The organism is Desulfurococcus amylolyticus Z-533, from assembly GCF_000513855.1.
Lineage (GTDB): Archaea > Thermoproteota > Thermoprotei_A > Sulfolobales > Desulfurococcaceae > Desulfurococcus > Desulfurococcus amylolyticus.
In genome coordinates, this window is sequence record NZ_KI911318.1 from 180,391 (window position 1) to 205,896 (window position 25,506).

At 49.2% G+C, this 25,506-nt stretch carries 29 protein-coding genes and 1 pseudogene; 14 read left to right on the plus strand and 16 right to left on the minus strand.

Annotated features, from left to right (window positions below; all coding sequences use genetic code 11):
* Positions 1 to 380: 380 nt before the first annotated feature.
* On the minus strand, positions 381 to 1,481 hold the full coding sequence (locus SPHMEL_RS01055) for a polyprenyl synthetase family protein (RefSeq protein WP_042667889.1): 1,101 nt from the start codon (positions 1,479 to 1,481) through the stop codon (positions 381 to 383).
* A 275-nt stretch (positions 1,482 to 1,756) separates the two neighbouring features.
* Here SPHMEL_RS01055 and SPHMEL_RS01060 point away from each other — a divergent pair, with 275 nt between their 5' ends.
* Entirely contained in the window at positions 1,757 to 2,410 is a 654-nt protein-coding gene (locus SPHMEL_RS01060; protein ID WP_042666861.1) for an orotidine 5'-phosphate decarboxylase / HUMPS family protein, read from the plus strand.
* 26 nt (positions 2,411 to 2,436) lie between these two features.
* Here the strand turns inward: SPHMEL_RS01060 and SPHMEL_RS01065 are convergent, their stop codons facing one another.
* Both SPHMEL_RS01065 and glmS read right to left on the minus strand, forming a co-directional pair.
* Entirely contained in the window at positions 2,437 to 3,543 is a 1,107-nt protein-coding gene (locus SPHMEL_RS01065) for a tryptophan--tRNA ligase (protein ID WP_042666863.1), read from the minus strand.
* Positions 3,544 to 3,666: 123 nt separating this feature from the next.
* A complete protein-coding gene (gene glmS, locus SPHMEL_RS01070; protein WP_042666865.1) occupies positions 3,667 to 5,481 on the minus strand; it encodes a glutamine--fructose-6-phosphate transaminase (isomerizing) in 1,815 nt (604 codons plus the stop codon).
* A 70-nt stretch (positions 5,482 to 5,551) separates the two neighbouring features.
* Between glmS and SPHMEL_RS01075 the strand changes: the two genes are divergently transcribed.
* Positions 5,552 to 6,235: a GTP cyclohydrolase gene (locus SPHMEL_RS01075; protein ID WP_042666867.1), complete on the plus strand. Its 684-nt coding sequence runs from the start codon at positions 5,552 to 5,554 to the stop codon at positions 6,233 to 6,235.
* A 142-nt stretch (positions 6,236 to 6,377) separates the two neighbouring features.
* Here SPHMEL_RS01075 and SPHMEL_RS01080 read toward each other — a convergent pair whose 3' ends face one another.
* A complete protein-coding gene (locus SPHMEL_RS01080) occupies positions 6,378 to 6,677 on the minus strand; it encodes a hypothetical protein (RefSeq protein ID WP_042666868.1) in 300 nt (99 codons plus the stop codon).
* Between the two features lie 153 nt (positions 6,678 to 6,830).
* Between SPHMEL_RS01080 and SPHMEL_RS01085 the strand changes: the two genes are divergently transcribed.
* Positions 6,831 to 7,454, plus strand: coding sequence for a Snf7 family protein (locus tag SPHMEL_RS01085; RefSeq protein ID WP_012609128.1), 624 nt, complete (start codon positions 6,831 to 6,833; stop codon positions 7,452 to 7,454).
* Here SPHMEL_RS01085 and SPHMEL_RS01090 read toward each other — a convergent pair.
* From SPHMEL_RS01090 to SPHMEL_RS01105, 4 genes are read right to left on the minus strand one after another with little or no spacing between them, the layout of a single operon-like run.
* The gene (locus SPHMEL_RS01090; protein ID WP_042666869.1) at positions 7,451 to 7,984 is read right to left on the minus strand and encodes a hypothetical protein; all 534 of its coding nucleotides are present in this window, start codon (positions 7,982 to 7,984) and stop codon (positions 7,451 to 7,453) included. The genes SPHMEL_RS01085 and SPHMEL_RS01090 overlap by 4 nt on opposite strands.
* A 21-nt stretch (positions 7,985 to 8,005) precedes the next feature.
* Complete coding sequence (locus SPHMEL_RS01095; RefSeq protein ID WP_042666870.1) at positions 8,006 to 9,001, minus strand: AIR synthase family protein; 996 nt, start codon at positions 8,999 to 9,001, stop codon at positions 8,006 to 8,008.
* Positions 9,002 to 9,030: 29 nt separating this feature from the next.
* Positions 9,031 to 9,306: a hypothetical protein gene (locus SPHMEL_RS01100; protein ID WP_042666871.1), complete on the minus strand. Its 276-nt coding sequence runs from the start codon at positions 9,304 to 9,306 to the stop codon at positions 9,031 to 9,033.
* 38 nt (positions 9,307 to 9,344) lie between these two features.
* Positions 9,345 to 10,190 (minus strand): TatD family hydrolase, encoded by an 846-nt coding sequence (locus SPHMEL_RS01105; protein WP_042666872.1) that lies wholly within the window; start codon positions 10,188 to 10,190, stop codon positions 9,345 to 9,347.
* 145 nt (positions 10,191 to 10,335) lie between these two features.
* On the opposite strand from SPHMEL_RS01105, the gene SPHMEL_RS01110 reads away from it, so the two are divergent.
* Positions 10,336 to 10,866, plus strand: a complete 531-nt coding sequence (locus SPHMEL_RS01110; RefSeq protein ID WP_012609132.1) for an ECF transporter S component — start codon at positions 10,336 to 10,338, stop codon at positions 10,864 to 10,866.
* Positions 10,867 to 10,977: 111 nt separating this feature from the next.
* Positions 10,978 to 11,409, plus strand: coding sequence for a hypothetical protein (locus SPHMEL_RS01115; protein ID WP_012609133.1), 432 nt, complete (start codon positions 10,978 to 10,980; stop codon positions 11,407 to 11,409).
* On the opposite strand, the gene SPHMEL_RS01120 is transcribed toward SPHMEL_RS01115, so the two are convergent.
* The 3 genes from SPHMEL_RS01120 to SPHMEL_RS01130 all read right to left on the minus strand — a co-directional run bounded on the left by SPHMEL_RS01120 (position 11,396) and on the right by SPHMEL_RS01130 (position 14,682).
* Complete coding sequence (locus SPHMEL_RS01120; protein ID WP_042666874.1) at positions 11,396 to 12,238, minus strand: NAD+ synthase; 843 nt, start codon at positions 12,236 to 12,238, stop codon at positions 11,396 to 11,398. The genes SPHMEL_RS01115 and SPHMEL_RS01120 overlap by 14 nt on opposite strands.
* A 630-nt stretch (positions 12,239 to 12,868) precedes the next feature.
* Positions 12,869 to 14,356 carry a hypothetical protein gene (locus SPHMEL_RS01125; protein ID WP_042666875.1) on the minus strand — a complete coding sequence of 496 codons (1,488 nt, stop codon included), beginning with the start codon at positions 14,354 to 14,356 and terminating at the stop codon, positions 12,869 to 12,871.
* Positions 14,353 to 14,682 carry a hypothetical protein gene (locus tag SPHMEL_RS01130; RefSeq protein ID WP_042666877.1) on the minus strand — a complete coding sequence of 110 codons (330 nt, stop codon included), beginning with the start codon at positions 14,680 to 14,682 and terminating at the stop codon, positions 14,353 to 14,355. The genes SPHMEL_RS01125 and SPHMEL_RS01130 overlap by 4 nt, the downstream gene beginning before the upstream one ends.
* 125 nt (positions 14,683 to 14,807) lie before the next feature.
* On the opposite strand from SPHMEL_RS01130, the gene SPHMEL_RS01135 reads away from it, so the two are divergent.
* The 7 genes from SPHMEL_RS01135 (at position 14,808) to SPHMEL_RS01170 (ending at position 20,531) form a co-directional block, all read left to right on the plus strand.
* On the plus strand, positions 14,808 to 15,242 hold the full coding sequence (locus SPHMEL_RS01135) for a hypothetical protein (protein WP_232216700.1): 435 nt from the start codon (positions 14,808 to 14,810) through the stop codon (positions 15,240 to 15,242).
* A gap of 4 nt (positions 15,243 to 15,246) precedes the next feature.
* The gene (locus tag SPHMEL_RS01140) at positions 15,247 to 15,657 is read left to right on the plus strand and encodes a NifB/NifX family molybdenum-iron cluster-binding protein (protein WP_051400971.1); all 411 of its coding nucleotides are present in this window, start codon (positions 15,247 to 15,249) and stop codon (positions 15,655 to 15,657) included.
* Between the two features lie 13 nt (positions 15,658 to 15,670).
* Complete coding sequence (locus SPHMEL_RS01145) at positions 15,671 to 16,777, plus strand: glycosyltransferase (RefSeq protein WP_042666881.1); 1,107 nt, start codon at positions 15,671 to 15,673, stop codon at positions 16,775 to 16,777.
* On the plus strand, positions 16,753 to 17,061 hold the full coding sequence (locus SPHMEL_RS01150) for a hypothetical protein (protein ID WP_042666883.1): 309 nt from the start codon (positions 16,753 to 16,755) through the stop codon (positions 17,059 to 17,061). Before SPHMEL_RS01145 ends, SPHMEL_RS01150 begins: the two co-directional genes overlap by 25 nt.
* 365 nt (positions 17,062 to 17,426) lie before the next feature.
* A complete protein-coding gene (locus tag SPHMEL_RS01160) occupies positions 17,427 to 18,716 on the plus strand; it encodes a chloride channel protein (RefSeq protein ID WP_198011704.1) in 1,290 nt (429 codons plus the stop codon).
* 11 nt (positions 18,717 to 18,727) lie between these two features.
* Entirely contained in the window at positions 18,728 to 19,210 is a 483-nt protein-coding gene (locus SPHMEL_RS01165; RefSeq protein WP_042666887.1) for a glycosyltransferase, read from the plus strand.
* A gap of 1 nt (position 19,211) precedes the next feature.
* Positions 19,212 to 20,531: a hypothetical protein gene (locus tag SPHMEL_RS01170; protein WP_042666889.1), complete on the plus strand. Its 1,320-nt coding sequence runs from the start codon at positions 19,212 to 19,214 to the stop codon at positions 20,529 to 20,531.
* On the opposite strand, the gene SPHMEL_RS01175 is transcribed toward SPHMEL_RS01170, so the two are convergent.
* Genes SPHMEL_RS01175 through SPHMEL_RS01190 form a run of 4 tightly spaced genes read right to left on the minus strand, consistent with a single transcriptional unit; the run spans position 20,434 to position 23,433 of the window.
* The gene (locus tag SPHMEL_RS01175) at positions 20,434 to 21,123 is read right to left on the minus strand and encodes a TIGR00296 family protein (protein ID WP_042666891.1); all 690 of its coding nucleotides are present in this window, start codon (positions 21,121 to 21,123) and stop codon (positions 20,434 to 20,436) included. The two genes, SPHMEL_RS01170 and SPHMEL_RS01175, sit on opposite strands and share 98 nt — an antisense overlap.
* The gene (locus SPHMEL_RS01180; protein ID WP_042666892.1) at positions 21,089 to 21,637 is read right to left on the minus strand and encodes a Mut7-C RNAse domain-containing protein; all 549 of its coding nucleotides are present in this window, start codon (positions 21,635 to 21,637) and stop codon (positions 21,089 to 21,091) included. Before SPHMEL_RS01180 ends, SPHMEL_RS01175 begins: the two co-directional genes overlap by 35 nt.
* Positions 21,634 to 22,467 carry a CBS domain-containing protein gene (locus tag SPHMEL_RS01185; RefSeq protein WP_012609138.1) on the minus strand — a complete coding sequence of 278 codons (834 nt, stop codon included), beginning with the start codon at positions 22,465 to 22,467 and terminating at the stop codon, positions 21,634 to 21,636. The genes SPHMEL_RS01180 and SPHMEL_RS01185 overlap by 4 nt, the downstream gene beginning before the upstream one ends.
* Positions 22,468 to 22,470: 3 nt before the next feature.
* Positions 22,471 to 23,433, minus strand: coding sequence for a CBS domain-containing protein (locus SPHMEL_RS01190; protein ID WP_042666893.1), 963 nt, complete (start codon positions 23,431 to 23,433; stop codon positions 22,471 to 22,473).
* 276 nt (positions 23,434 to 23,709) lie between these two features.
* Here SPHMEL_RS01190 and SPHMEL_RS01195 point away from each other — a divergent pair, with 276 nt between their 5' ends.
* Complete coding sequence (locus SPHMEL_RS01195; protein WP_042666894.1) at positions 23,710 to 24,360, plus strand: IS607 family transposase; 651 nt, start codon at positions 23,710 to 23,712, stop codon at positions 24,358 to 24,360.
* Positions 24,344 to 25,240, plus strand: a pseudogene (locus SPHMEL_RS01200) (nuclease/transposase family protein); the annotation flags it as partial. The gene SPHMEL_RS01195 and the pseudogene SPHMEL_RS01200, both read left to right, overlap by 17 nt.
* Here SPHMEL_RS01200 and SPHMEL_RS07120 read toward each other — a convergent pair.
* Positions 25,164 to 25,481, minus strand: coding sequence for a zinc ribbon domain-containing protein (locus tag SPHMEL_RS07120; protein ID WP_084322061.1), 318 nt, complete (start codon positions 25,479 to 25,481; stop codon positions 25,164 to 25,166). The pseudogene SPHMEL_RS01200 and the gene SPHMEL_RS07120 sit on opposite strands and share 77 nt — an antisense overlap.
* Between the last annotated feature and the right edge of the window lie 25 nt (positions 25,482 to 25,506).

Below are 25,506 nucleotides of genomic sequence, written 5' to 3' on the forward strand. Positions count from 1 at the left end.
GGGTTCTTGATGATCCTGTAGCCTTCGATAGTTCGCCGTGTAAACATCATATACAGAAAGTATAGGAAAGGTGTGTATGCAATAATATATCAGAAGACTATCACCAATACTACAAACCATTATAAAACCAGAAACAGCTTGGTGAGGCTATAGGGGCATTGTTCCAGGCCTAGGCGGGCTAAATCTAGATAGGGAGTGTGTTAAGTTCACCTCGGCATCCGTCCATGAGCCTATGGGGTGGGATTGAAGAGCTCTCTAGGCTAGGTGGAAGCCCCTAGGTGCATCCATGAAATTATATAAAATGACTTGGAATAAGCACCTAGTGAGAGACGGCTGGTTGTTCCACATGTTTACACTTACAAACCCGTGGAGTTGTAGTGTTATTTTTCACGGTACGCTAGTTTTTCCAGGAGCCATTTTAATATGTTGACTGCTTGAGCTGATATTTCCTTGGATTCCTCGAGTGCTTTCAGGGCGTTTTCCACATGTTTCTTTATCAGCTCCTCATTATATTCCAGGCTGCCTGTTTCACGGACTATCTCCTGTATGAATTTTACGTGTTCCTGGGTTACTTCATTTGTTCTCAGCACATCATATATCTCACTTAGCCGTCTCCTTACCTCGTGGTCTCCGAGCTCGTATGCCTTCACTACCAGGAGCGTCTTTTTCTTACCCCTGACATCGCTTCCAACGGGTTTACCTGTCTGCCGTGGGTCACCGTAGAGGCCTATGATATCATCTCTCAGCTGGAACGCTATACCGGCTGGGATAGCGTAGGAGGTGAGCTCTCGTAGTATTTTCTCACTGTATTTCCCAGATGCTATCACGCCTAAGTGCAAGGGTAGTTCTATAGTGTAGGAGGCTGTCTTAAGGGTGTGGACTAATAGTACATCTCTCTCGGATACGTTGCCCAGTGGTTTATTGGAAAGCAGGACGTCTAGGTATTGCCCATAGGCGACCATCCTCAACCCCCTACTATATGTTTCCAGTAGCCTTCTTAATGTTTCCCCAGGTAAATTCGCTCTTGAAATATATTCAACGGCTGTCGCCTCCAAGTAGTCTCCAACTGTTATGGCTTGCGAATCACCGTAATGTACGCAGTCTCCCTTCATCTCTTTTAGACATTTATCCCTGAACCATGCGTGTACAGTTGGACCGCCCCGGCGGAGCTCATCCCTATCCATTACATCATCGTGTATAAGGAGATAGCTTTGAAGTAGCTCAATCCCACTCATTACATTTGTTATAGTTGCTAGATCACCGCTTCCCCATTCCCTGCTCCAGTAGCCCACGAGAGCTAGAAACGCCCTCAGCCTTTTACCGCCTCTTAGAGTGTAATCCGAGGCTATCTCGATAATATCATATGTAAGCGGTGAAACAGAGGATGCCTCTTCTCTTAGTTTTGAAAATACTGTTTTCAAGTTGTCCTCAACAAGTTTCACACTATATTTCAGCAACTCATCGTAATTTATTTGGCCCATGTATACACCCACATATTTCTTATTAAGGACTTCAATAATAAGCTTAGGCTCCTGTATCATCAAGTAGCTCCCAGTATACTCAGGGTATTTTCCCATAAACCGGTCTAGGAAGTCAGGTAACCTGAAATATGATAATGTTATATCCTGCTCCCCCATCAGCTTCTATTTCTCCCTTGAAAGCCTCATCCTTCAGGGCAGGGAAGAGGTCAGACTCATCTGCATCATCTACGAAAATATAATTTATACCCGGGATATAAGAAGACATGTGATGCAATATGGCTAGAATACTTCAAGTCGCGCTTGACCTAGCAGAGCTAACGAAATCTGTTGACATAGCAACCAAGATAGCTTCACATGTACAGTGTAAAAATATATGGCTTGAAGTAGGCACACCCCTATTGAAGGCGTGGGGCAAGATAGCTGTAAAAGCATTGAAGAACCTGACAAACTGCTTCATACTAGTGGATACTAAAACCATTGACGTACCCTCTATAGAGGGCGGTATAGTACTTGATGCAGGCGGCGACGCTTTCACGGTGCTAGGTGTAGCCGATGACGAGGTGGTTAAGGAGGCGGTTGAGACTGCTAGGTCCCGTAGCAAGCTGGTTGTGGCCGACCTCATAAGTCATCCATCCCCTGTTAACAGGGCTATCGAGTTGGATAGGTTGGGTGTGGATGTGGTATTATATCATGTAGGTATAAGTGTTCAAAAAGCCAGGGGTATAACTGCAACCCATATGCTTAAGGAAATAGAGAATCTAAGGAGAAGCATCTCGGCTAAAATAGCTGTAGCCGGCGGGATAAAGCCTGGAGATGTCAGAGAACTGGTTTCGAGAGGGGTTGACATCATAGTGGTGGGGGGTGCTATAACAAAGGCATCTAATCCCCTTGAAGTAGTGGATGAAATACTCGGTAAGCTTTCACAATAACATGAGGCGGTGGAGTTATAGGTAGGTTAAAAAGATGGCTTCTTCAATATTTTTTCCACTATCCCACTGGTGATCACTTCCTTGAATCTCTTCTGATGCTCTATAAGTAGCTTTCTAAGCTTCTCAGCTGCTATTCTCTTACATTGCCCACAGAGTATTTTACCGTTCACACACTCATCATATCTCTCCTTCAATTCTTTTTCATCATCTATTAAATGATATACGTAGAGCTCGAATATGCTACACTTCCATGGCTCCCCCCCAAGTCTTCTCTGTTCCTCTGCTGTAGCCCTTCCACCGGTTAACGCGTTCGCAAGCTTCTTTTCCGCTATCTCTGGATCATCGTCGAGGTGTATAGCGTATTCAGGACGGCTTTTACTCATTTTGTTTCCATCCAACCCCCTTAATAGCTTATGATAGATGGAGCTAGGCCTCTTCAACCCAAACTCCTGCTCAAATCTATCAGCTATATCCCTCGTCAATCGCAGGTGTGGGTCTTGATCGGCTCCAACGGGTACCACTATGTACTTGTAACCTCCATATTTATCTAATTGGAGATGCAGTATATCTGCCGATTGTGTGAGCGCTGCCATAATTTTACCAGGATTTATATCGCCGTATATAGCCTCCATTTCAGCCGCAGTGATCTTTCTGGAGAATAATTGTATGAGTCTATAGTATTCATTATCCATAGCTGTCTGATAGTAGAATTCAGCGTTATCCGGGTTTATCCCCCATGCAATAGAGTGAGCTACAAATTCGACTCCTCTTCTTATTACCTCGCTCCTATCCTCTCTTCTCACAATATATGCTTCGGCATCCGCTATAGCTATTTTTATATGTGCTCCAAGGGATTGAAGGAACTTTAATTCCTCATAAACCATCGCTGTCCCAAGGTGGGGTCTTCCACTAGGCATGAACCCGGTGAGCACAGCTACTTTTTCACCGCGTTTAAGTGCTTCAAGCCATACGTCGAAATCCCTGTGTCCGAATATGACTAGTCTCTCAAAGTACTTGTGTTTATGGGGCAGTAGCCCCAGGATCTTATCGATCGGGCTAATACCGAATTCCTCCAGTAGTTTCCTGTAATCCTCTATAGCGTAGTGACCCCATGGATCTAGCTTGGCACCCATTTCAACCACCCTATTCAAATTCTGGCTCGGTCCCGGAGATTCCTCATCACTATTCAACCTGGACTAGGATACCTCATTGCCTTCATCGATTAATAAGAGAGAGCAATGAAAGGAGTATTAAAGTTATGTCGTTATAGCCTTTGCCAGCCCTGGTGGGTGATCTATTGGTCTTCCGAGCTTCACACCGATCCTGTATGAGAACAATTGAAGTGGTATTGTCGCTATAACAGGGTATAGGTATTTTTTACCCGGCACTTCTACACATATATTTTTACACGGGGCATCATTGATATTGATGGAGAACAATATGGCTTCACGGTTGAGGACCTCTTTTACAACTTTCAAATAGAGTTGCTTCGCTGGTTCTTCAAAGGGCTCGATTAGTATCACTGGGAATTCATGGGATACCAGGGTAAGAGGGCCGTGTCTCAACTCGCCTAGCTGCACTCCTTCTGCATGTATTAGGGCTGCCTCTTTAAGCTTTAATGCGCCCTCCAGCGCTATAGGGTATGTGATACCGCTTCCGGCAACGTATACATTATAGAATAATGGGAGGGAATTCACTATCGATGTAATCCTAGAGTCAAACCTTGTAATTAATTCCTTGAGCTCTTTACTAGTGTTCCTAATCTCGTTAATTATTGTATTATAATCATTGAAGCTCTGTCTTCCATTAAATATCCCAGTGTATGATGCCAGTAGTAATAATGCAGCTATTGTTGAGGAGAAAGACTTGGTAGCCGGCACAGCTATCTCGGGGCCTGCCCCTATTGGTAGATACACGTTTGATTCTAACGCAAGGCGTGAACCAACGTTGTTAGTGACCCCTATAATAACGGCCCCCCGTTGCTTAGCTAGTTTAACGCTATTTATTACATCGCTCGTCTCACCGCTCTGGCTCACTGCTATAAGAACGGAGCCCGTGGTTATGGACTCTAGTATGGAGTAGGGGAACTCAGCCGCTGAGACAGGTGTAATGGAGATACCGGCTAGCTCGGCGAAATAGTATGAGGCAACCAATCCTGCATGGAGGCTTGAACCGTTCGCAACTATATAGACGTCTCTAGCGCCATGTATAATCATCGAGGCTAGCCTTAGGTATTTATCCATTATTGCAATGGTTGTCCTATAGATAGCGTCCGGGGTCTCATATATCTCCTTCAGCATGTAATGTGGGAAGCCGGCTTTTTCCACGTATTCAATACCATATTTAACACGCTTACTCTGTAGACTAGCTAAATCCACATGTTCTCCTGTCGAGATCCTATATAATACTTGTTTCTCTAAGCTGATTAATCCAGCCATTCCATCCTCAATGATGTATGCTGTGTCCGCTAATCCGTGAAGCGATGTTAGATCACTGGAGAGGTACACGCATTGAGAACCGATCCCTATGACCAGGGGTTGGCCATTCTGAATAAATAATATACCATCCACCCCGGAGACGAGGAATGCTAATGAGTACAGACCCTTCAACTCACTGCCTATCCTTAGTAAAGCTCTTAGTAGGTCCTTCTCCATAGTATAGTATTTCTCGAGGAGGTGTGCCGCGATCTCTGTATCGGTTCTAGATCTTAATATATGCCCCTCTTTTTCAAGCTCTGTCCTATATGCCTCATAGTTGTCTATTATGCCATCTCCAACAACAGCTATCCCCCCGTTGCAATCGGTTAATGGATGAGTATTTTCATAAACCGGCCAGCCACGGCTTGCATACCTGGTATGGGCCAGCGCTATACGGGAGGGTATGTTTTCCAGGTCTACTTGCTTAACCACATCGTCCAAGTGTCCTGGGGCTTTCCTAATTTCAAGCCCCTTGTCTACGGGGAATACAACACCGGTGCCATTATATCCCCTATAAAGGAGCCTTCGTAGCCCAGTAACTATGAGCCCTCTAGGTATAGTGGTGCTACATATTACGCCGAATATGCCTCCCATACTAAAGCACCGTTTTAATAATTCGATTCTCTATTTATATTAATTTAGCTAGAGTACGGGAGAACGCGTCATGCCTCGATACACTATTATAAAACTCAGAGAGCTCAATAGATACCTCAACAATAAGAAGTATTCCGAGAAAATCCGTTACCTACTAGAATATGGTTACAATGTTCACTCCATTATTAATAGGGTTCTCCAATCCTATGGGGGAATAGTGTTCAACCTCGATACTGGCGAATATATCGCGTTAACTAATGGAATAGGTGAAGACATACATAGGGAATTACTAATTGAACTAGATAGGGAGACCATGCACGGGGTTCAAATGGCCTCTGTGACGGCTTCGAACCCGTTAACAGCTTTACTGGGTGCATCAATATATTTCAGTAAAGGCCATAGGTTCGTGTTTGAGGAGGAAGCAGGGAGTAGAGACGAGTACTGGGTTGCATCAATACAGCTACCATTATTCTCCAGCAGCTACGATGCATACATAGTGTATAACTCACTATATAACTCGATTCATAGGGCGGCAGAGAAGTATGGGGGGCTACTTATTGAGAAAACAACTGGATTAGTAACTATTGTTGGAGGTAAGGAACTCGGGTCCCTAGTTAATGAGTTATCAAGCATAGGGTTTGTTGGGGTAGGGGTGTCTCCCATCGGCCGTAACGCGTATAGGAATGCTTTTAAGGCGCTTCAACTCCTAATTGATGGAGTCGTAGATGGGAGGTTACATATCATACAGGGATGAGGGTTTCAACGTGGTGAAGGATTCTAAAGTCATCAGCTCTGGGGCCCGTTCATCGCTTGGCTCACCGGTAATACCATTCATCACGAGATAAATTAATTCGTTCGAGCCTCAAATCCTTAAATTCGGTGATTGGTGGGGGTGGCTATGAAGAATATATGGTTGAATCAACTATGGTCAACTTTCCTAAGGAACCTCTGGATCTCGCGAAACCTATATATATATTGATTATTCTAAGTGATTGTTCCACTTCCTCACTGTAGAAGCAGGAAGAGTCAACTTTACTTCCATCAATTAATGTTGCGATGAGCTTCTTGAAACCTTTTTTATCGCAGTCCAGGATGTCAGCCTTCATTACAATCCCGATCATCGCGAGTGCTTCTATGTGTCTTAGGCTACAATTACTCCGGCATGTAATATATTTCTTCAACTCTTCCGTAGACACGGGTACCACTCTCTAATATAGAAACTAGTAGAACACTAGGAATGCATTGTTTATAAATGTTTTCACCGGGAAAATCGGACATGCCTCTTTTGTTACAAGGGATCCCAGGGTTTAAAAATAAATAATTGTGCATAAGCGTGATGGGGATATCTAATGAGCTATAGAAGAGAGGAAACTGTTGGGGAGAAATTAAGGAAATTGTTCACAAATGATAAGGACCCAGTTGAGAAGAAGGCTATAATCGCCCAGTACAGAATAAAGACTGCGATAGGTAGGATAAACAACTACCTTGAAAAACTCTCTGAAAGAGACCGTGAATTATTTGAAATGATAGTTGAATCACTTACGAGGAAAGACGAGTTAAGGGCTAAAATGTACGCCAAGGAGGTAGCTGAAATAAGGAAGGTCAGTAAGCAATTACTCACCGTACAGTACGCATTAGAGCATGCCGCGTTAAAGCTTGAGACATTCATAATATATGGTGGCGCTGTGAATGAGGTTGCACCGGTACTTGGTGTTATGAAGGAAGCGGTGAACATATTGAGGGGTGTGGCACCAGATATATGGATCGACCTACAGTACGCTGTGAGGGAACTAGAGACAGCCGTAGGCGCTGGAATCGTAGACTTAACCACGGATATAGGAGTAGGTATGGACAGCGAGGCGAAGAAGGTATTAGAGGAGGCGAAGATCGTAGCAGAGCAGAAGATGAAGGAGAAGTTCGCGGAGCTACCGAAGACTATCGTTCCAGAGGGAGAAAGCGTAAAGAGCAGCTAGCTGGCTTTTTTACTTACATACTGTTCAATTAACTGTGATACTTTAAGGTCTATGTTTTTTCCGAGTACTCTTAGGGCATTTACTAGTTCATCTCTCTTTGATATATAATCCTCTGCCTTTAATGGATCGATCTCAACACTTACCCCCTTTACACGCATGTATATTCTACCAGGCTCTATTAATAGAATCGTGTTTCTTGTCTTTATGCTTATCGAGTTTTTCTCCAGGTTTACCGATACAATAATATATTCTGGCTTACTCCGCATAACCACTATTTCGCTTTTACCTATTATAAGATAGGTATATGATGCCAGCCTGGTAACCCCCCTCTTTACATCCTCGGCTTTCAGTCTTTTATCCACTTGATCAAGCCACACAGCGACATCGTCAACTATCTTCCTTAGCCTCGAGATTAGGGTGATGGATTTCGAGTCTAACTCATGTCTTTCAATAACTTGGGACTTAATGTTTTGTGAGAGCATTGTAAGTGTTCTAACTACTCCTTCAATAGTTGGCGGTGTAGTACTCATTGCATCCACCAAGTCTCAGACTCATTTATTCCACAGCTTATAAATTTCATCAGTAATATCGGAGTCTATAATAGTAATGGTTTCCCCGCTATCTCCCTTAATTATGACCCTTCCTTCCCCTCTGGTAACCCGTCCCACCACACTGTGCCTGATACCATGCTTCTTTAACTCATTTAACAAGCTGTCTAAGTAGCCAGGGGCAACTGTTGCAACGATACATCCACTACTCAGTAATCTAAGCGGGTCTACGTTGACAGCGCTCGTTATTCTTTTAACCTCCTCATCGATGTAGAATGCCTTGTCTAAGACTACGATGTCTTTCTTGCTGGCGGATGCTACTTCCCTAAGGGCTTGTAATATACCTCCCTCTGTAGCATCATGCATAGTGTTCACGTAATCTTTTATAGCTAAAGCTGTCTTAACAATACTTACATCGTAGATGAAGCTGCGTGCATGTTCGATAACATCTCTCGGAACTTTTCCCAGTAATTTATCCCCGAAGTCCCATGCAATAACTCCTGCACCCTCACCCCCTATCCTCCCGATTACAACCACGTAGTCTCCTTCCCCAGCGTCTCTCGTGGAAATTACCCTTCCATTAGTGTACCCTATCACAGTCATCGCTATTATCGGTCTATCTAATCCCGGCGTGACCTCTGTATGACCCCCTATAGCTACACCACGTATCTCGCTTAGTGCTTTCCCCATATCACTGAACAATTCCTCCGCCTCCTCAACACTATAATGCCTTGGGATTAATACTACTGGCATAAACCATTTCGGGGTCACTCCTCTAACAGCTATATCGTTGCTTGCTACGTGCACGGCTAGATAACCGGCTTTTTTCACTCCAGTGGTTATGGGGTCTACGTGTGTCACGAGAAAACCATCTTTAAATCTGATGACGGCAGCGTCTTCGCCCTGCATCGGGCCTATTACTAGGTCTGGATCCATTGAGGGAAGCAGCGAGAGAAACCTATTCATAATGCTCCATGAAAACTTCCCGGTCTTATCCATAAGCACCCCTCAGTTTCTCCACATGGTATTCAATTATCTATTTTAAGCTTTAAATGATACTTTGTGGCGCAGTCTTTGCAGATGTATTCTACAGGAGAGACCTGTATAAGGCAGTCCTCGCAGCCAATCCTTCCACAATACTTACAGTACCCGATAGATAGTTGTTGACCGCAAATCTCGCATAATGCCTCGCTGCATATTTTACATGTCTTCTTCGCCGAGTCAAAGTCGTCCTCACACACTCTTCTACCACAGAGATTACATTTATACAATGCCTCCTTCTCACCACATATCTCACACTTCATCTTCCTCACCTAGTTTCCCTTGAAATATTCGTCTCCTCTTACGGTGAAACACCATAGTATTTCGATATGTTATCAACCATTACTCTATAAACATACTCTTCATCAACCAGGTTATCCTCCAAGTAGTTTCTTATGACTCTAGGTATTTCCCAGGGATATGATGCCACACCGGGTCTTCCTGGATCATCTATAAAGTCCGATTCTATCATGGCATTGGAAAGCTTCAGGGAGATAGCTTCCTTATTAAAGCTCTTTATGGGTATAGTGTATCCTAGCCCGAGTTCTTCAGCCGATACAGCTGTGTCTATTGCTGAGTGGTGGAGTATCATCTTACCGTGTTTAAACCCGGTTAAGTCCATCAGCTTCCTAATGGAGTATGCTGTGATCCACCCACCTTGCTCTAAGTGTAGATGCACTACTGCATCATAGTTTCTAGCTATTTCCAGTGCCTTAATCATTATTGCCTCGGAGACAACAACTCTCTCCACGCTTGTCCCATAGTGTTGCCTACCGACTTCACCAATCCCGTCGAGAAGACCATTCTTTAAGGCATCCTCTATCAGGTTTAAAACCTTCTCAGCAAGCTCGTAGAGGCGTCTACCTTTAATGCCTTGCTTATAGTATTCATCTACTTCAGCAGGGTGGAAACCCATAAGTCTAGCTACTTTCACCCCATTCTCAGCCGCTGCTTTCGCCTCCCTGTTTAGTATCTCAAGTACTCTTCTATATGACTCTATATTGATCTCCTTTATGCCATAGTAATGTGGGGGAAGAGCTACGAGTGCTATAAACCAGCCACCCTCCTTGCGGAACTTCGCTGAGATCCTGCCAGCCCCAAGGCCTTTAACAGGGTTCGAATGTAGGTGTGCATCGCTGAAGAACATTGTACACGCCCCGTGTGTCCTACAATAGCGTTATCATTATTTAAATACCCCATGTAGTTGCTTTATATGATTGGTTTTGATAACATAGTAATTGAATATTTAATAACCATGATATAAATATAGATATTAATACATGGTGATATAGATGGATCAGGTAGTGAAAAAATATACAATAGTGGATGTATTATTACTCGGCGTTATCGCAGCCATATATAGCGTCCTCTTCTACGTATGGTGGGATGTATATTATCTTATAAAAGCCATTGGCGGGCCCATCGTGGCTAGATTAATCACATATGGATTATGGTTTATGCCGGCCCCCCTGGCGGCATCTCTAATCCGTAAACCAGGGAGCGCGCTACTAGGCGAGTTCCTTCCAGCATTACTAGAATCAATAATACCTACTCCAGGCGGGTTAACGAATGCTATATATGGTATAGCGCAGGGAGTATTTAGCGAGGCATCATATGCAGCCTTTATATATAGAAGATATGGTTTGCTGCAGGCATGCCTAGCAGGGGCTTTACCAGCGGTACCAGCATTTATTCTAGACGCCCTGTTATTCGGTGATATCTACCCAGTTAACGAGGCAGTAGTGGTTATAGCGGCCATAGCGTTAAGTGGAGCATTATACGGTGCAGCATCATACTTAGCGGCTAAGGTGGTTAAAGGCTGAGGAATGATAACTCGAAGTGTAACCCCGAAAACTACTGTTTTATATATGATTAAAAGCCTCTATACTCCTAAGAACTTAGTAGTTTATCCCGGGATTTTAGGTGTAGGTGGCATGACTACCCGTATTATTCTCAGGAACGATGTTGTTGATGTAAATGGGAGAGCCTACTCAGCCCCCCAGATAGTTTTGAAGGGAGTTTTCACCGGGGAAATAGTTTTAACTAGGGATAAAATAGAAGGGGTTCTCACAGCTGATACCGATCCAAGGGTCTTATTAGAGGAAAACATCCTTTTCGTAGACAATGGAGTTGAATTAACTGGGACTGTTAACTCAATAGATATCCGTGGAATGCAACGGGACATCGCAATATCTACGGGCATTGGAAAATACCGTGGCTCCGAAGTGGTTGTGAGGCTCGAGAACACTAGATCTATAATAAGTCTAAGCACTCATCCATTGAATGCAAGGCTAGTGTTTGAAAACTCTTACATAGAGGTTAAACAATCGTTTCTCGATGTAATCATTAAGGTTAGATCTCTCTAATTGGTTGGGGAAGCCATGGTAGACTAGGTATGGGCGGTAGCCTCCTCTTATGCCGGCTTCTCCTATGTAGCGTTAGAACTTTTTCAAACACGTTAAGGGGTAGGCCGGTCGCATCAACGGCTTCTTCCGTGCTTAACCCCTTATCGATCAACGAGTAGAATACTAGGTCTACCATGTTATATGATAAACCCAGTTCCTCTTCAGCCAGATGATCCCTCCATAGTCTCGGTGAGCTCGGCTTACTGGTTATTCTTACAGGTAGCCCAAGATATCTACTCATCTCCCTGACCTGTGTCTTGTATAGGCATGCAATGGGCAATACGTCCACGCCTCCATCACCGTATTTTGTGAAGTACCCTAGGAGAATCTCGCTTCTATCCCCTGTGCCGATCACCACACCATTCAACTTGTTTGCTAAATAGTATAAAATATTCATCCTAATCCTGGCTCTCAGATTCCCGGTGCTTAATTTTTCGTTTACATCGAAGCCTGGTATAACTCTATAAGAGTTGACCACGTCATCGATTGGTATGATCATGTATTCCACGCCGAGATCTCTTGATAATTCCACTGCATCATCTACGTCTTCGGTAGGTGTCACCCTTGTATCAGGCATTATGACTCCGATAACCCGGTCCGATCCAACCGCGTCAACAAGTAGCCTCAGTGTTACAGACGAGTCAAGTCCACCGCTTAAACCAATAATGGCTTTCTTTGCTCCAGAATCATTGAAATATTTCTCAATAAAATCTGCTATCGATCTAGCTACGACATCAAATGGTATCGCTAATAAATCCTCAATGGAGATGCGCTTCAAATCCGGCACCATTTAAATAATCTGTCTCGTCGAAGCTTAAAAGGACTTGCTTGTAAACAGTGTATTTGAGGATTGATTTTCATAAATATACCTGATCAATTAGTATCGTGGTGGATACCCATCTTGACACATGGTTTAAACACTGTTGACTCAAACCAGTATTCCCTTATGGCTGGAAAAACATCATAGCATGTAGCATTCAAAGACGGGTACCCGGTACCGCGATTAATCCCACCCGGACTAGAGACTTGCGAACCCAGGAGTATGAGTTCAAAGCGGATTTAACCAATATTATAATTATCGAGTGATTCGCATTATTTCTTAGGGGCTTCTCCTGGATTATCCGGTTGATTGATGAAGCATTAACCGTTTCTTCCTAGGTGTTTACTCCAATCACTTTATATAATTTCATGGTTGCGCCTAGGGGGTTCTGCATCGCCTAGAGGGATCCCTAGCTCACCCCATGGGTTCATGGAGCCCTGTTGAGTCCAACGCCGCGGGGTTTTCGTGTGTGGATAGATACCCCACTGTACTATGGTTCATCGCCAATGGAAAATTCAAAAGCATTTAAGTCCATGGGTTAAATGTGCAATACCCTGTTATTCGGTTTAGTTATTTTGTCTCAAGCGCATAGATAGTGGATTATAAGATATTGCTTATAGGAGATAGGGGCATTATTTTATTCTGGAGGAGGGGTGGGGGGTTGTAGTCGACGAGCCTCTCTAAGGTCGCGTTGAAGGACTCGGGGACGGGGGCGGCGACGTAGGGGGGCGGGGCCACGGTGAGGGTGTCGAGCGCGAGGGTCACGGCTACGCTGGCTACGGACACCGGGTCTGTGAGCGGTGGGAACAAGTAGGTGCCCGCCGCTAGGACTACAAGGTAGTCGCTCGTGGTGAAGACACCCGCCGCGTTAGCCGCGTAGAAGGGCCCGTCCGAGAGCGCGGATACCACGGTCGCGTTGGTGAAGGAGTAAATCCTGGTGGAGTTGAAGCCCCCAATAACCCCTGTCTTGACCACGTAGGCGATGAAGCTGGCGTTCGAGGTGAAGGTGGAGTAGGGGGCTAGTATTAGGGGGACGAGGGTGGAGGGGCCGAGGTAGTCGTCTAGCACAGCGTCGCAGACGTTAGTGCCGGGGACGTAGAAGGGGACGGTCACAGTGGGTTTCGGAGGGAAGACTATACCGGGTAAGCGGACCTCGACAGAGGCGGTCCCGTTGAGTAGCAGTGCGTAGGGGCCGGCAGGCTTGAACCTGAGGGCCACGTAGAAGGACGCCAGGGGTATTGTTGTGCCCGACTCCAGGCTGGGGTACCAGTAGTACACGTAGCCCTTGCTGAGGCCGTAGACCTCTATGTAGAGGTCGACGGGGTAGCCCCCCAGGTCCAGCCTCTTGTAGTAGAAGACCTTGTCGAAGAAGCCGGCCTCCTGGAGGGAGCAGGGGATGACTACCCAGCCGCCGGTGTCGAAGTACACTGCGGGGCAGGCGTAGGGCCGGCTAGGCTGGCCTCTTATAGTCAGTTCCAAGGTCAGCTCCGTGCCGAGCTTAACTCTCGTGTAGTTGAGGGGGCTGGAGCCCGAGAGTACCAGCAGGGGCGAGTTGCTCAGGGGGTCGTAGACTTCTCTGAGGCCCGCGGTGGCCCTCACCAGGGGGGCCGCGCCCCTCAGGGAGTCCACGACGTCCCGGTCTATGAACGCCTTCCCCGCCAGGGCAGGGTCGAGGGAGGCGAGTAGGGGGTCTCTACCGGGCGTGTAGGCGTAGGTGACGCCGTTCCCCGTCACCAGGACGGGCCTGAAAACCTCCCCGCTGTAGCCGCGTACAAGGGGTAGCAGCGTCGAGTTGAGGACCGGCAGGTCCAGCTCCCTCACGTCCACGGTCCCGTTCGGGTACTCCAGTAAGAGGTACTTGAGGGTGAAGGGCCTGAGGGGCGTGACGTTCAGGTAGAGGGTGTCCCCGGACAGGGCGAGCGTCATAAGGGGCGGGCTCGAGGCCTCCCCCAGCGCGTCCCCCGTTCTGCTGGCGGCGTAGTCGAAGGCGTTCGAGAACTCCCACAGCTTACCGGCCACCGCCAGGCCCACGACCACCATCGCTATGAGGGCGAGGTAGAGGCCCACCACAGCGCTGACCGCTCTCAAGGCGACGCCACCAGGGCCCCCCTACTCGTCTCGAGCACGAGCCTCCCGTCGCTACTGGGGGCCCTCACGAGCGCCCCGTCCACCAGCCTGTCCACGAGCGTCCACGACCCGTTGACGTAGGCCTCAACCCCGCTCTTCAGCGCGACTGGGCATCCCTGGTAGTAGGCGTACACGTAGCCGCCGCTGTAGGCCACGTAGGCGAGCCTCCCGCACTGGTACTCCACCCCGCTGAGAGCCCCCTCGGCGTTGATGACCGAGGCCAGCACGAGCCCGAAGCCCGCGAGCGTAGCGAGGAGGGCTAGAGAGGCGGCGACGAACTCCTCCACTAGACCACCCTACCCTAGGGCCGGCTGTTGAGGGGGCCGGTGGGGCGAAAGTAAGGGAGCCCCCGCTTCCAGTGAAAGCTTTTTATCTCGCCGCCTCCATCAAGGTATCTTGCCTGGTGTCCCTCATGACACTCGTGGCGGAGGGCCTTCTGAAGAGGGCGGTCGAGGGCCTCAGTAGGGAGGTCGAGTATAGGGCTAGAGAGGTGGTGGCGAGGGTGCTGCTGCCGGAGAGAGTGGACGGCTCCGTGGTCGAGAAGTACTTCAGGAAGGCCCTCCGCCACGGCGCCTGGAGGAGGCTGCCGGCGGCTAGCCGGGGCCTCCTACTAGCCCTGAGGAGGTGGGGGGTGGTCAAGTCCCCCACGCTCAGGGCGGTCCTGAGGGAGGTCTTCCTCGAGATAGAGCTCTACACGCTCAGGGGTAGGGCCCTCTTCTACGGGGCCATAGTCGCCCTGGCCGAGGGCTGGGGCAGGCTGGGGGAGCTGGTGTCCAAGGCCTCGAGGCTGCTCACCCTGGGCATATTCTACCTCAACCTACCCACCGTCTACAGGTTCTACGGGTAGGGGTATGAGGTTCGCCTCGCCTGTAGTCAAGACAGGCAGGGGGCTGCTCCTGTCCCCGCACTTCGGGAGAGCGAGGCACTTCGCGGTGGTGGAGGTCGGCGAGGGGGGCTACAGGGTGGTCGAGGTCTTCGAGAACCCTGGGCTGGGGAGGGAGGGGTACGGGAGGGCTAGGGCCATAGTCGAGGAGCTGGCGAGGAGGGGCGTCGACGCGGTCGTAGTCAGCGAGGTGGGCCCCGGCGCATTCAGCCTCCTGAGGGAGAGGGGCTTCAGGGTGCTAGCCCCGAGGCGGGCAACCGGCAGGCTGCCGTCGATCGAGGAGGTGGCAGAGGCAGTGAGGCGCGGGGAGGTGGTGGAGCTGGAGGCCCCCAACGAGGAGCACGGGGAGGACGCTGAGGGAGGCGGGGGCGAGGGGTAGCCCGCGGGAGTCCATGGGGCTGGTGGACGCCCTCGGCGCGGCGGGCCTGACCCTCTCCCTGGCTCACTTCGCCTTCCCTCTGGCCTACTACGCCTACCTGAAGGCGAGGTGGCTCGGCCGCCCCTGGGACCTGAGGCTCGACCCGGGCTACAGGCCCCGGGTGACGGTCATCGTCCCGACGTACATGGAGAGGGAGCTGATAGAGGGCAAGCTGGAGAACGTCTACGAGCAGGACTACCCGAGGGAGCTGCTGGAGGTGTTGGTGGTCGACGGCGCTAGCGGCGACGGGACTGCGGAGGCAGCTAGGGAGTGGGCTGGGAGGCACGGGGACCTGAGGGTGGAGGTGGTAGTCGAGCCCGCCAGGAGGGGGAAGGCCCCCGCCCTCAACGAGGCTCTGAGGCGGGCGAGGGGCGAGGTCGTGGTGGTGACGGACGCGGACTCCCTCTGGCCGAGGAGCGCTCTGAGCGAGGCCGTGAAGTGGCTATCGGACGAGAGGGTGGCCGTGGTTTCCTGCCTCAAGGTGCCGGGGGTGGAGGAGGCCTACAGGGGCTTCTACAACACCGTCAGGCTCGCGGAGAGCAAGGCCTGGTCAACCCCCGTCTTCCACGGGGAGCTGGCGGCGTTCAAGAGGGGGTTCCTCGAGGAGATCGGCGGGTTCTCCACGGATGTCGGCACGGACGACAGCTACACGGCGGTAGCGGCCGCCCTCATGGGGCTGAGGGCTATAACCCCCGAGGGCCTCGCCTGCGTGGAGTACGTCCCGAGGAGGGGCTACGCGGCCTGGAGGACCAGGAGGGCCCAGCACCTGGTGCAGAGCTTCGCCAAGGCGTTGAGGCGGCTGAGGGGCTCGAGGGCCCCGCGACGCTTCAAGGCGGTGCTCCTAGCGGAGGCCTACCTCCACCTGGTGAACCCCTGGCTGCTACTCCTGGCAGCGGCGCTGCTCGCGGCCTCGGCGGCCGCGGGCATGGTGCTCCCCGCGGCCGCGCTGGCGCTGGGGGCACTGCTACTCCTCTACAAGCCCTACAGGGCGTGGGTTGCGACACAAGCCTTCCTAGTAGTAGCGATGGTAAGGAACCTCTGGACCAAGGAGCTAGTGTGGAGGAAGCAGAGGAAGTCGTGAAGCACCTAACGCGGCTAGCTATACTACCACGGAGCTGCCACTCTCTAGCGATCCAACATACACCGACGTCAAGGAGCGTAGACGGTATCCAGGACTACGTGCCACGCGAAACCCCTCTAGAGACGACGGTGAGGCATCTAATCGGGGGCCCTAGGATTTTAGGGGGCATAGGCGCTGATATGGTTATCGCTGATGGGGCCATACCGCTAATCTCTAGGGCTGTTAAGATCTCTGTGAACCACGGTAACGCCGTCACGGAGTATAAGAGGAGTTTCCCCGGCTAGGCTCTACGGCAGGATTGTTTACGGTATGTATGATATCGTCGTGGGCGTGTCGAGTAAAGTGAGGATGGAGATGGAGAGCGTCGGTATCGTATGCCAGAGGGTAGCCCCCACGTGAAACTCTATAGATACTTAATAAGACCGCTATTCGAGAAACCACTGCCAATCCTAGGGAAGTACTGGTGCGGGGTCTACATAGGCAAGGACTACCACGTTAAGCACGGCCCCTGCATACCAAGCTATGCCGGCGTCCATGGAGTTATCGTTGCAGATACTTTAATAGATCGGTCCCCCTACCTCCGATGGCCCGCCTGGCTACCTATCTAGGCGGCGTGCGCTACCTCGTAAGGTGGCTGGTCCTAGGCCTGTTGGTCGGCGTTGCGACCGGCCTAGCCGACTTGGCCTTCTACTACGTGTTGAAGTTCTTCGAGGGGGTTTTCCTAGTGGGCCTCGTCGGCTTCTCGACACCTGACACCTGGCCTAGCGCGAGTAGGTATTACCTCCTGCCTGCCTCGGCCGCGCTGGGGGGCGCCCTGGCCTCCCTGGTCATGTACTCCCTAGCCCCCGAGACCGAGGGCTCCGGCACGGATTTCGTTATTAGAGCCTACCACGAGCTTCAGGGGAGGATCAGATGGAGAGTCGCGCCTGTCAAGATCGTGGCGACGGCGCTGACTCTAGGCTCGGGAGGTAGCGGGGGCGCCGAAGGGCCTGCCGCGCAGTACTCGGCTAGCCTCAGCTCCTTTATCTCCGACATACTCAAACTATCGCCGGAGGACCGGAAGGTCATGGTGGCCGCGGGCATGGGGGCCGGAATCGGGGCCATCTTCAAGACGCCTCTAGGGGGCGCGTTGCTGGCCGCGGAGGTCCTCCGGAGAGGGGGCTTCGAGGCGAGAGTGGTGTACCCAGCCCTAGTGGCGTCGGCCGCAAGCTACGCCGTCTTCGGGGGCTTCACCGGCTACACGCCCCTCCTGGGGCTCTACGCGGGGTCCCTTAGGCCTACCGATTTCGCAGTCTACGCGGCTCTGGGCCTCGTCGCCGGGCTTGCTGCGGTAGCGTACGTCGGGGCGCTCCGCCTGGCCCGCCGGGCGTTCGGCGCGGTGAGGGCGAGATACGTGAGGCCCGTAGCCGGTATGGCGGTCGCCGGCTCGATAGCGTTGCTGGCGCCTCAAGTCGCCGGGGAGGCATTAGCGTGGGTGCGCCTGGCGGGGGCGGGCGAATTCGACAAGCTCTATTCGCCGGGTCTGTCAACTGTAGCGCTCCTCGCTCTCCTCCCAGTACTCAAGATACTGGCGACGGCGGCTACCGTCGGGTCCGGCGGGAGCGGCGGCCTGTTCGCGCCGGCGATCTTCATCGGCGCGTTCATCGGCGTGGACATGTGGCTCCTAGTACACTACACGGCCCCATGTGCGTCGCTCCAGGTAACGCCCCTCGTGGTCGTAGGGGTCGCGGCTATGCTGGCGGCCGCGACGAAGACCCCTCTGTCGGCCGTGGCCATGGCCGTGGAGATGACCGGCGGCGTCCAGCTACTCCCAGCCGTCATGATAGCGGTCGCCGTTTCATACGCCGTTTCCTGGAACTACGCAATATTCGACGCGCCGGCGGATAGCTCTCCGCCACGTGAACCCCGGGCCGAGGAAAAGGTACCCACACGCTTATAAAAGCGCTTGCGATGGCGGAGAGGGTTCACGGAGGGGATACAACTCTCCTAGTAGCCGGTAGGGTGGGCCCTAGAAGCTACAGGGAGTACGTTGAGGCGGTGGTTAAAAGCCTCGGGCTCGAGAGCAACGTGGGGTTCCTGGGCTACATAGAGCAGGATAAACTACCCCTACTCTACAACGCGGCAGACCTAACAGTAGTACCCTCGTACTCGGAGGGAGGCCCTCTAATCACCCCAGAATCGCTGGCATGCGGAACGCCCGTGGTAGCAACAAACGTTGGTGGAAACCCCGAATATCTCTCATTAGCAGGTCTAAGAGAATATATAGTTAATGTAAATAACTACGATTTCTCTTATGATTTAGCTAGCACAATGTACTTAGCTCTTCACGATGCGAATAAGGGTCAATTTTCGGTTGAAAATATTCCATCGTGGGACTCCACTGTGAAGTCCTATCTTCGTGCATTTAACTACGTTCACAGCGTAGGGAGCTAAGTTGCTTAACTCCAAATCGCCCATTGAAATACTGGCAATATCTTTCGCGTTAGCACTCATCGTTTTTGTCTCTACCTACACTTTTGGTGACGAGTCGTATGCTTATGTGTTATACTTATCCTACATTGTCATCTTCGTGCTTCTGGCGTTATCGTCTGTTTATCAAGGAGATAGCGCTTTTGGAATACTCTTCTTAGCTGTGAATCTGATTATGATACTTAAGCTTATACCCAGGTTTTCAAACTTGTTTGCAGGATACGCCTTAGCGGTGGGAGATGAAGGTTACGATCTTAGTGCCAGTAAGATAGTCCTCAAATACAATCATTTGATGTTTGAGAGGATTAATGGCCATAATGTAGAGTATCTGCAGTACCCCCTGCTCCACATAATGGTGGCCGTCCTCAACATGGTTTCATCCATAGAACTCATACCGATACTCACGGTACTCCCAGTAGTATTGAACCTATGCGTGTTTTTATACATGTATGGCACAATAAGGAGCCAGATGTTGAAGCATGGTGTCAACAGCACTACTGTAACCCTGCTACTTACATATGTAGCATACCTATTTACAGGCTTACATGCCCAATACTGGTCTTCAATGGTTCGCGAAGCCTATGCGGCACCGTTTGCCACACTAACCGTGTTAGTCTTCTACAACATCCTCTTTGCGAGAAGTACCACTCTATTGAAAGTTTTACCAATAGTTGCTATTGCAATGGTTTTCTCACATTATGCGACAAATATTTACCTATTAGCAATCTTATCGGCTTTAACACTCATAGGATACCTTCTTTCAAAGAATTACTCCAATGGAATCGAGATTTCCAAGTTAACGCAATACCTTTTATTATTAGCTGTAGCAAACCTTATTTACATAGTGTATAACCTGTTCATGTGGAACTATACTTCATCATGGATTAAAACTATTTTGAATGAGTTCTTCTATCTTCCTTATTCGGTTTTCGAGGGGGCAACCCGGATAGGTGTAGCTCTCCCCCTTTACGAGAGGCTCTTAATATACCTACACTACGCGGCTTTGCTTCTCCTGTTAACGCTACTTTACATTTACGTCCTGCGCACTATCAATAGAAGAAACTCAACAGATCTCTTATTAGCATTTGTAGCGGTGATCCTTGGTCTAGGGTACTTCATACTTCTCTCTGGAGTATTTGAAAGTATTCATGAAAATCGTTCCGGCCTGAATCCTTGTTTCAAAGGTATCAAGACGGCCGGGCATCCCTGGGTTTCTTGCATGAGGCCTCATACTCGCTATGTATGTCTCTCTCGTATATTTCTCCACCTGGTGCTTTCTCTCTGAATACTCTGCCTTCGTAAATATATATTTTCGTGGATTTATCAAGCCAGCAGTCAGGCCTCAGCCCTGCTTTCAGGCATGTTTCTGCAAGGAATGTTTCTTCATCCCAGCAGTACTCCACCGGTACAACTGGGAGTAGTGTTCCCTTAAACCAGCCTTTTTCTGCTACCAATCCGTGTTTCCCGATAATGATCATTGATGGTATTTGCCACCTATCCTCTACAACTACTGATTCAGGGTTGGAAAGCACTGTCACCTCTACTATTATCTCCCCTAGCTCATCCGGGCTAAGTGGGGGAAAGCGTGGATCATTTACGGCTGCCTCAATAGCTGATTCGATGGTTGACTCTATTAAACTATAGACAGGAGCCAGGAATCCTATGCATCCCCGGAGAGATGTTCTCCCGGCTGCATTAATCCTCTCTATAGTGGTGAAGGTCATGCCTGGTCTTCTTAGTTTTTCACTAATTACAGCGTAATTTGCAGCATCTATGTGCTCCCCCTTTGTCACATATGCCTCTATTGCTTTCCTCGCTATCTTAACTAGGAGAACCCCTTCTTCAAAGGTTAACTCTGAAGGGTGCACTGTGTTCACTAATCATCCCCTTCTCAAATTGTTTTTGAAACATGCTCAGCTTCTTCCTTGCATCACTCAGTATCATCTCAATCATTCTCCAGTGGTTTCCTACCCAATATACTTTACCACAGCGCGGGCAAATCCAGAAGTCTTCATGTATACTGTATACTCTTGGAGGAACCTTATCCTTTACTTCACTCTTATCTGTTTTCCTTAAGAGTGTATTGTCTTCGGGGCATCTTGTCTTCTCATAGTCCACGTAGAGTCTTATGCCTGTTAATCCCGCTATCCTGGCCAGCATGGCAGCTAGGTTCTCATCCTGTAGAAGAATACTTTTCAACCCCCTCTTCAATGCTTTATGATGTAAGCTTCTATCTCTTGTAAGTATTATCCTACCCTCTAGCTCCGCCCTCCTAAGTATCAACCAATCCTCCATTTTATTCCCGTAAACGGTATCATAGCCCAGTATTCTAAGCCATCTCGCCAGGGAGCCTAGCATAGCGTCTACGATGAATTTCTGCTCACTGCTCATCTTGTTATACCCAGGATTGTTAAGGCTAGATAACCTATTAAATCATGCTCTCTTACTACGCCGCTTACCTTACCCTCATTATTTAATACTAATACGCCACGTGTCTTCTCCCCGTAAAGTATTCGTGCCGCCTTATATATCTCGGCTTCCTCGCTCACCACTGGCAGGTTTCTTTTATAGTAGTCCCTTACCACTAGCTCCTCTATCCTCTCCTTTCTATGCTTTTCAGGAATGTTCTCAATGAATGTTGTGAAAGCATATGCTAGATCCATTATGGTTATGTACCCAATAGGCTTTCCGTCCTCGCCCACTACTACCGCGAAGCTTTCATCACGGTTCAACATGCCCTGCCTAAGCATTAAAAGACTATCGTCTACCCTGATCTTCAAGTAGTCCTTCTTTACAATTTTCGAAACCGGGTCTGTAATGGATTCGGCTAGCTTTAACAGACTCCACCTGTAGATAGCTCCCTCTAGTCCTTCGTTGCCTACAATGGGCAGTATCCCGATGGATTTCGAGGCCATGGTTTTCACTATATCGCTTAAAGGTGTATCTAGCCTAGCTATCAACGGCTGTATACTCATGAAGCCTGATACTCTTAGCCTGCCAGGTGATGAGAGTCTAAGCCTCTCGGTGGCTATTTTCCCCACTACGTCTCTACTTGAGACCACTCCTGCAATGTTTTTAACATACTTTTCATTAATCCTCTTATTCTCCAGTATTACTACCTTATCGTTTCCTGTTTTCTTAAGGAGTCTTACATAATTTATGAGCGAGTCGTTTTTATCCAGGGTTGCCGGTGTCTTCTCAATAAACTCGTCTAGGCTCATATGCTAACCAGCCCTGTACCCTGTTATTGTTAAGGCGTATAATACATCTCTCTCCGTGATTATTCCCTGGAGTACTCCTTCATCGTCAACGACGAGTGCGGAGCTGACCCCTTTATCTACCATTTCCTGTATCGCTACTGCTAGATCATCATCGGGCTTCACAGTTACTAGGGAACTTGTCATCAAATCCTCGATTTTCTTAGAGTGCACCTCCCTTATATCCCCGGTGCTGGTGTCCCCGTATACTCTATGGCTCCCGAAGTATTTGACTATATCCATTGCAGTCAGGATGCCTACCACAGTGTTGCCGCTTGTCACGGGCAGTCTTCTAAACCCATAGGTACTCATGGTTTCCAGTGCTTTTCCTAGTGTTGAATTGATACTTATTGTTAAAACCGGCGTTGACATAGCTTCCCTGGCTTTTAAACCGGTCTTGATGATGCCGTAGAGGTATTTAACGAGATCATGTTCGGTGATGATGCCGTAGATAGTGTTATCCCTGTTCAATATGGGGATAACGCCTATGCCATGCACGATCATTGCTTCAAGCACGTTGATTAATGTATCGTCAACGTATAAGCTAATAGGGTTTTTCACCATTATGGTCTCAACGATTTCCTTCTCAAGGGCTGAGTAGATATTGTATTTATGCCTGTTGGCAACGATCTTGAAGTATTCTCCACCACCGAGATAACTAATTAAGTCTCCAAGGGTGAGTAAACCGTGAAGCCTCCTATCACTTAGTGAAACAAGGAGGCTTCTCCCATACGTGGATATCTCCTCAAGGGCCCGCCTTATCACGGTTGAGGGAGAGACTATCCTGGGCTCTCTTCTAGCAATAAAGTAAAGCTCCTTCTCTACCTTGAAGATATTGTCATCAAAATTGGGGGTACCATCGCTTCTAAGTAGCCTGTATGGGTCAGTTTTCCTGAGAGGACGGGGCTTCCGGGGTATTGGTACATTCATTTCGACACCAAGTATATAAATATTTGTTCCAGCATTAATTAATGTTTCCACTTAGAATATCCATGGAATACCTATTGAAATATATATATATACTAGATATATAAAGATATATAAAACTATAAAGTTCATAAATCCTGCGGATTCAAGATGTCATTAAACAAGGTATCACATATAAGGAAGGTGAATCCAGGCACCAAGATATATTGGAAAACCCTATAAGAGGGCAGAAACGTTTATTAAGGTCATTGAGGAAATTTTATAGNCAGTTGAGGTCGAATGTTGGAGAGGTTGCTGAAGCCTAGGGAGTTCTGCGAGATTGTTGGGATTAGCTACAGGACTTTTAAGCGGTGGGTCTCTCAAGGCAGAGTGAGCGTCGTGCGAACGCCTAGTGGCAGGATGAGAGTACCGTACTCTGAGGTAGAGCGCATCCTTGGAGGGAGGCCGGAAGCCAAAGAAGTGAGGGCTGTCGTCTACGCTCGCGTGAGCTCCAGCGACCAGAGGAGCGACCTCGAGAGGCAAGTGCAGTACCTCACCCAGTACTGCTCTGCTAGGGGCTACAGAGTAGTCGACGTCCTAACAGACATCGCCAGCGGGCTGAAGACTGACCGCAGAGGACTACTCAAGCTCTTCAACTACGTAGTTAGCAGGCAGGTAGACGTCGTGGTTACTACATACAGGGACAGGCTGACTAGGTTCGGCTTCGAGTACCTAGAGTACTTCTTCAGGCAGTACGGGGTCAGGATAGAGGTCATCTATGGTGATGAGCCTAAGGACGCGCACCGAGAGCTTGTGGAGGATCTACTATCGATAGTCACCTCATTTGCTGGCAAGCTCTACGGTATGAGGAGCCACAGAAAAAAGAGGCTCGTTGAGGGCTTCAAAAAGCTAGTGGAAGAGGTCGAAAAGGGCGCTGGCGAGAGTAGCTAGAACCATTGTAGTCGAGACGCCGCCCATTCCAAGGAGACTCTTCAGGGTCTTCGCCGAGCTCGAGGGCGTGTACCGGAACATGGTCGAGCAACTCACGTTATACGCTGTGAGGGAGGGTGTCGCATCTTTCACAAGGCTGAAAGCTTTGAAGTATCGCGAGCTAAGGAGTCTCTACCCCCATCTCCCCTCCCACTACGCTTACACAGCATGCCAGGACGCCTCTGCTAGAGCCAAGAGCTTCCTCAGGCTGAAGAAGAAAGGGCTGGTTGAAAGAGAGCACCCAGAAGTCAACAGCGTCTCTATTTGGCTGGACGACCACCTGTGGAGAGCAAACAGTTTGACATCTATCGAAGTAGCTACCCATAGGGGCTGGGTACTCCTCGAAGTTATACCGCACAAGCAGTACTGGAAGTACGTGAATAAGGGCTGGAAGCTTGCTTCTGAGGCAAAGATAAAGCTGGACAAGAAGAGCAGGAAGTTGCTAGTCTACCTAACCTTCGTGAAGGATGTTGAGGAGCATAGGTCACGCGGCTTCATACCTGTTGATGTTAACGAGAACAACACGACTGTCCTACTCGACGGCGTAGCGCTTCTCTTTGAGACAAATGTGAAGAAAGTTGTTCTGGGTTACTACTACCGCAGGAAGAGGGTGCAGGAGAAGTACGACGTTGTCTACGGGACTAATTTTAGTAGAAAGAAGAGGATCCTGAGGAAGCTTAAGGAAAAGAAAAAGAAAGACGACGCAAGATGGAAGATCGCGAGCATTATTGTGAGAGAGGCTTTCAAGAGGCGCTACGCCATAGTCATGGAGAAGCTCGGCAGGAGACCCGGTGAGAAGATGGTCTCCAAGATAAGGGACAGCCAGCTGAGGCACAGGCTTTGAGGAGGAGGTTCCACACAGCTGCCACATCCCTGTGCCATATTTCACCGCCTCTCTCGCACTTGCCTATCCTTGATTCATCCCCGTAGACTATTTTTGAGCCGTGAACCGGGCAGAGCCTAGAGGTGTTCTTGGGATCTACATAGATTACTGGCACGCCGTACTCCCTCGCCTTCTCCTCTATTGCCCTCTGCACGCCTCTAAAGGCGGCCTGGAACACCCTCCCGTTTCTCATATACATTATAGCTGATCGGGTCCCCTGGATC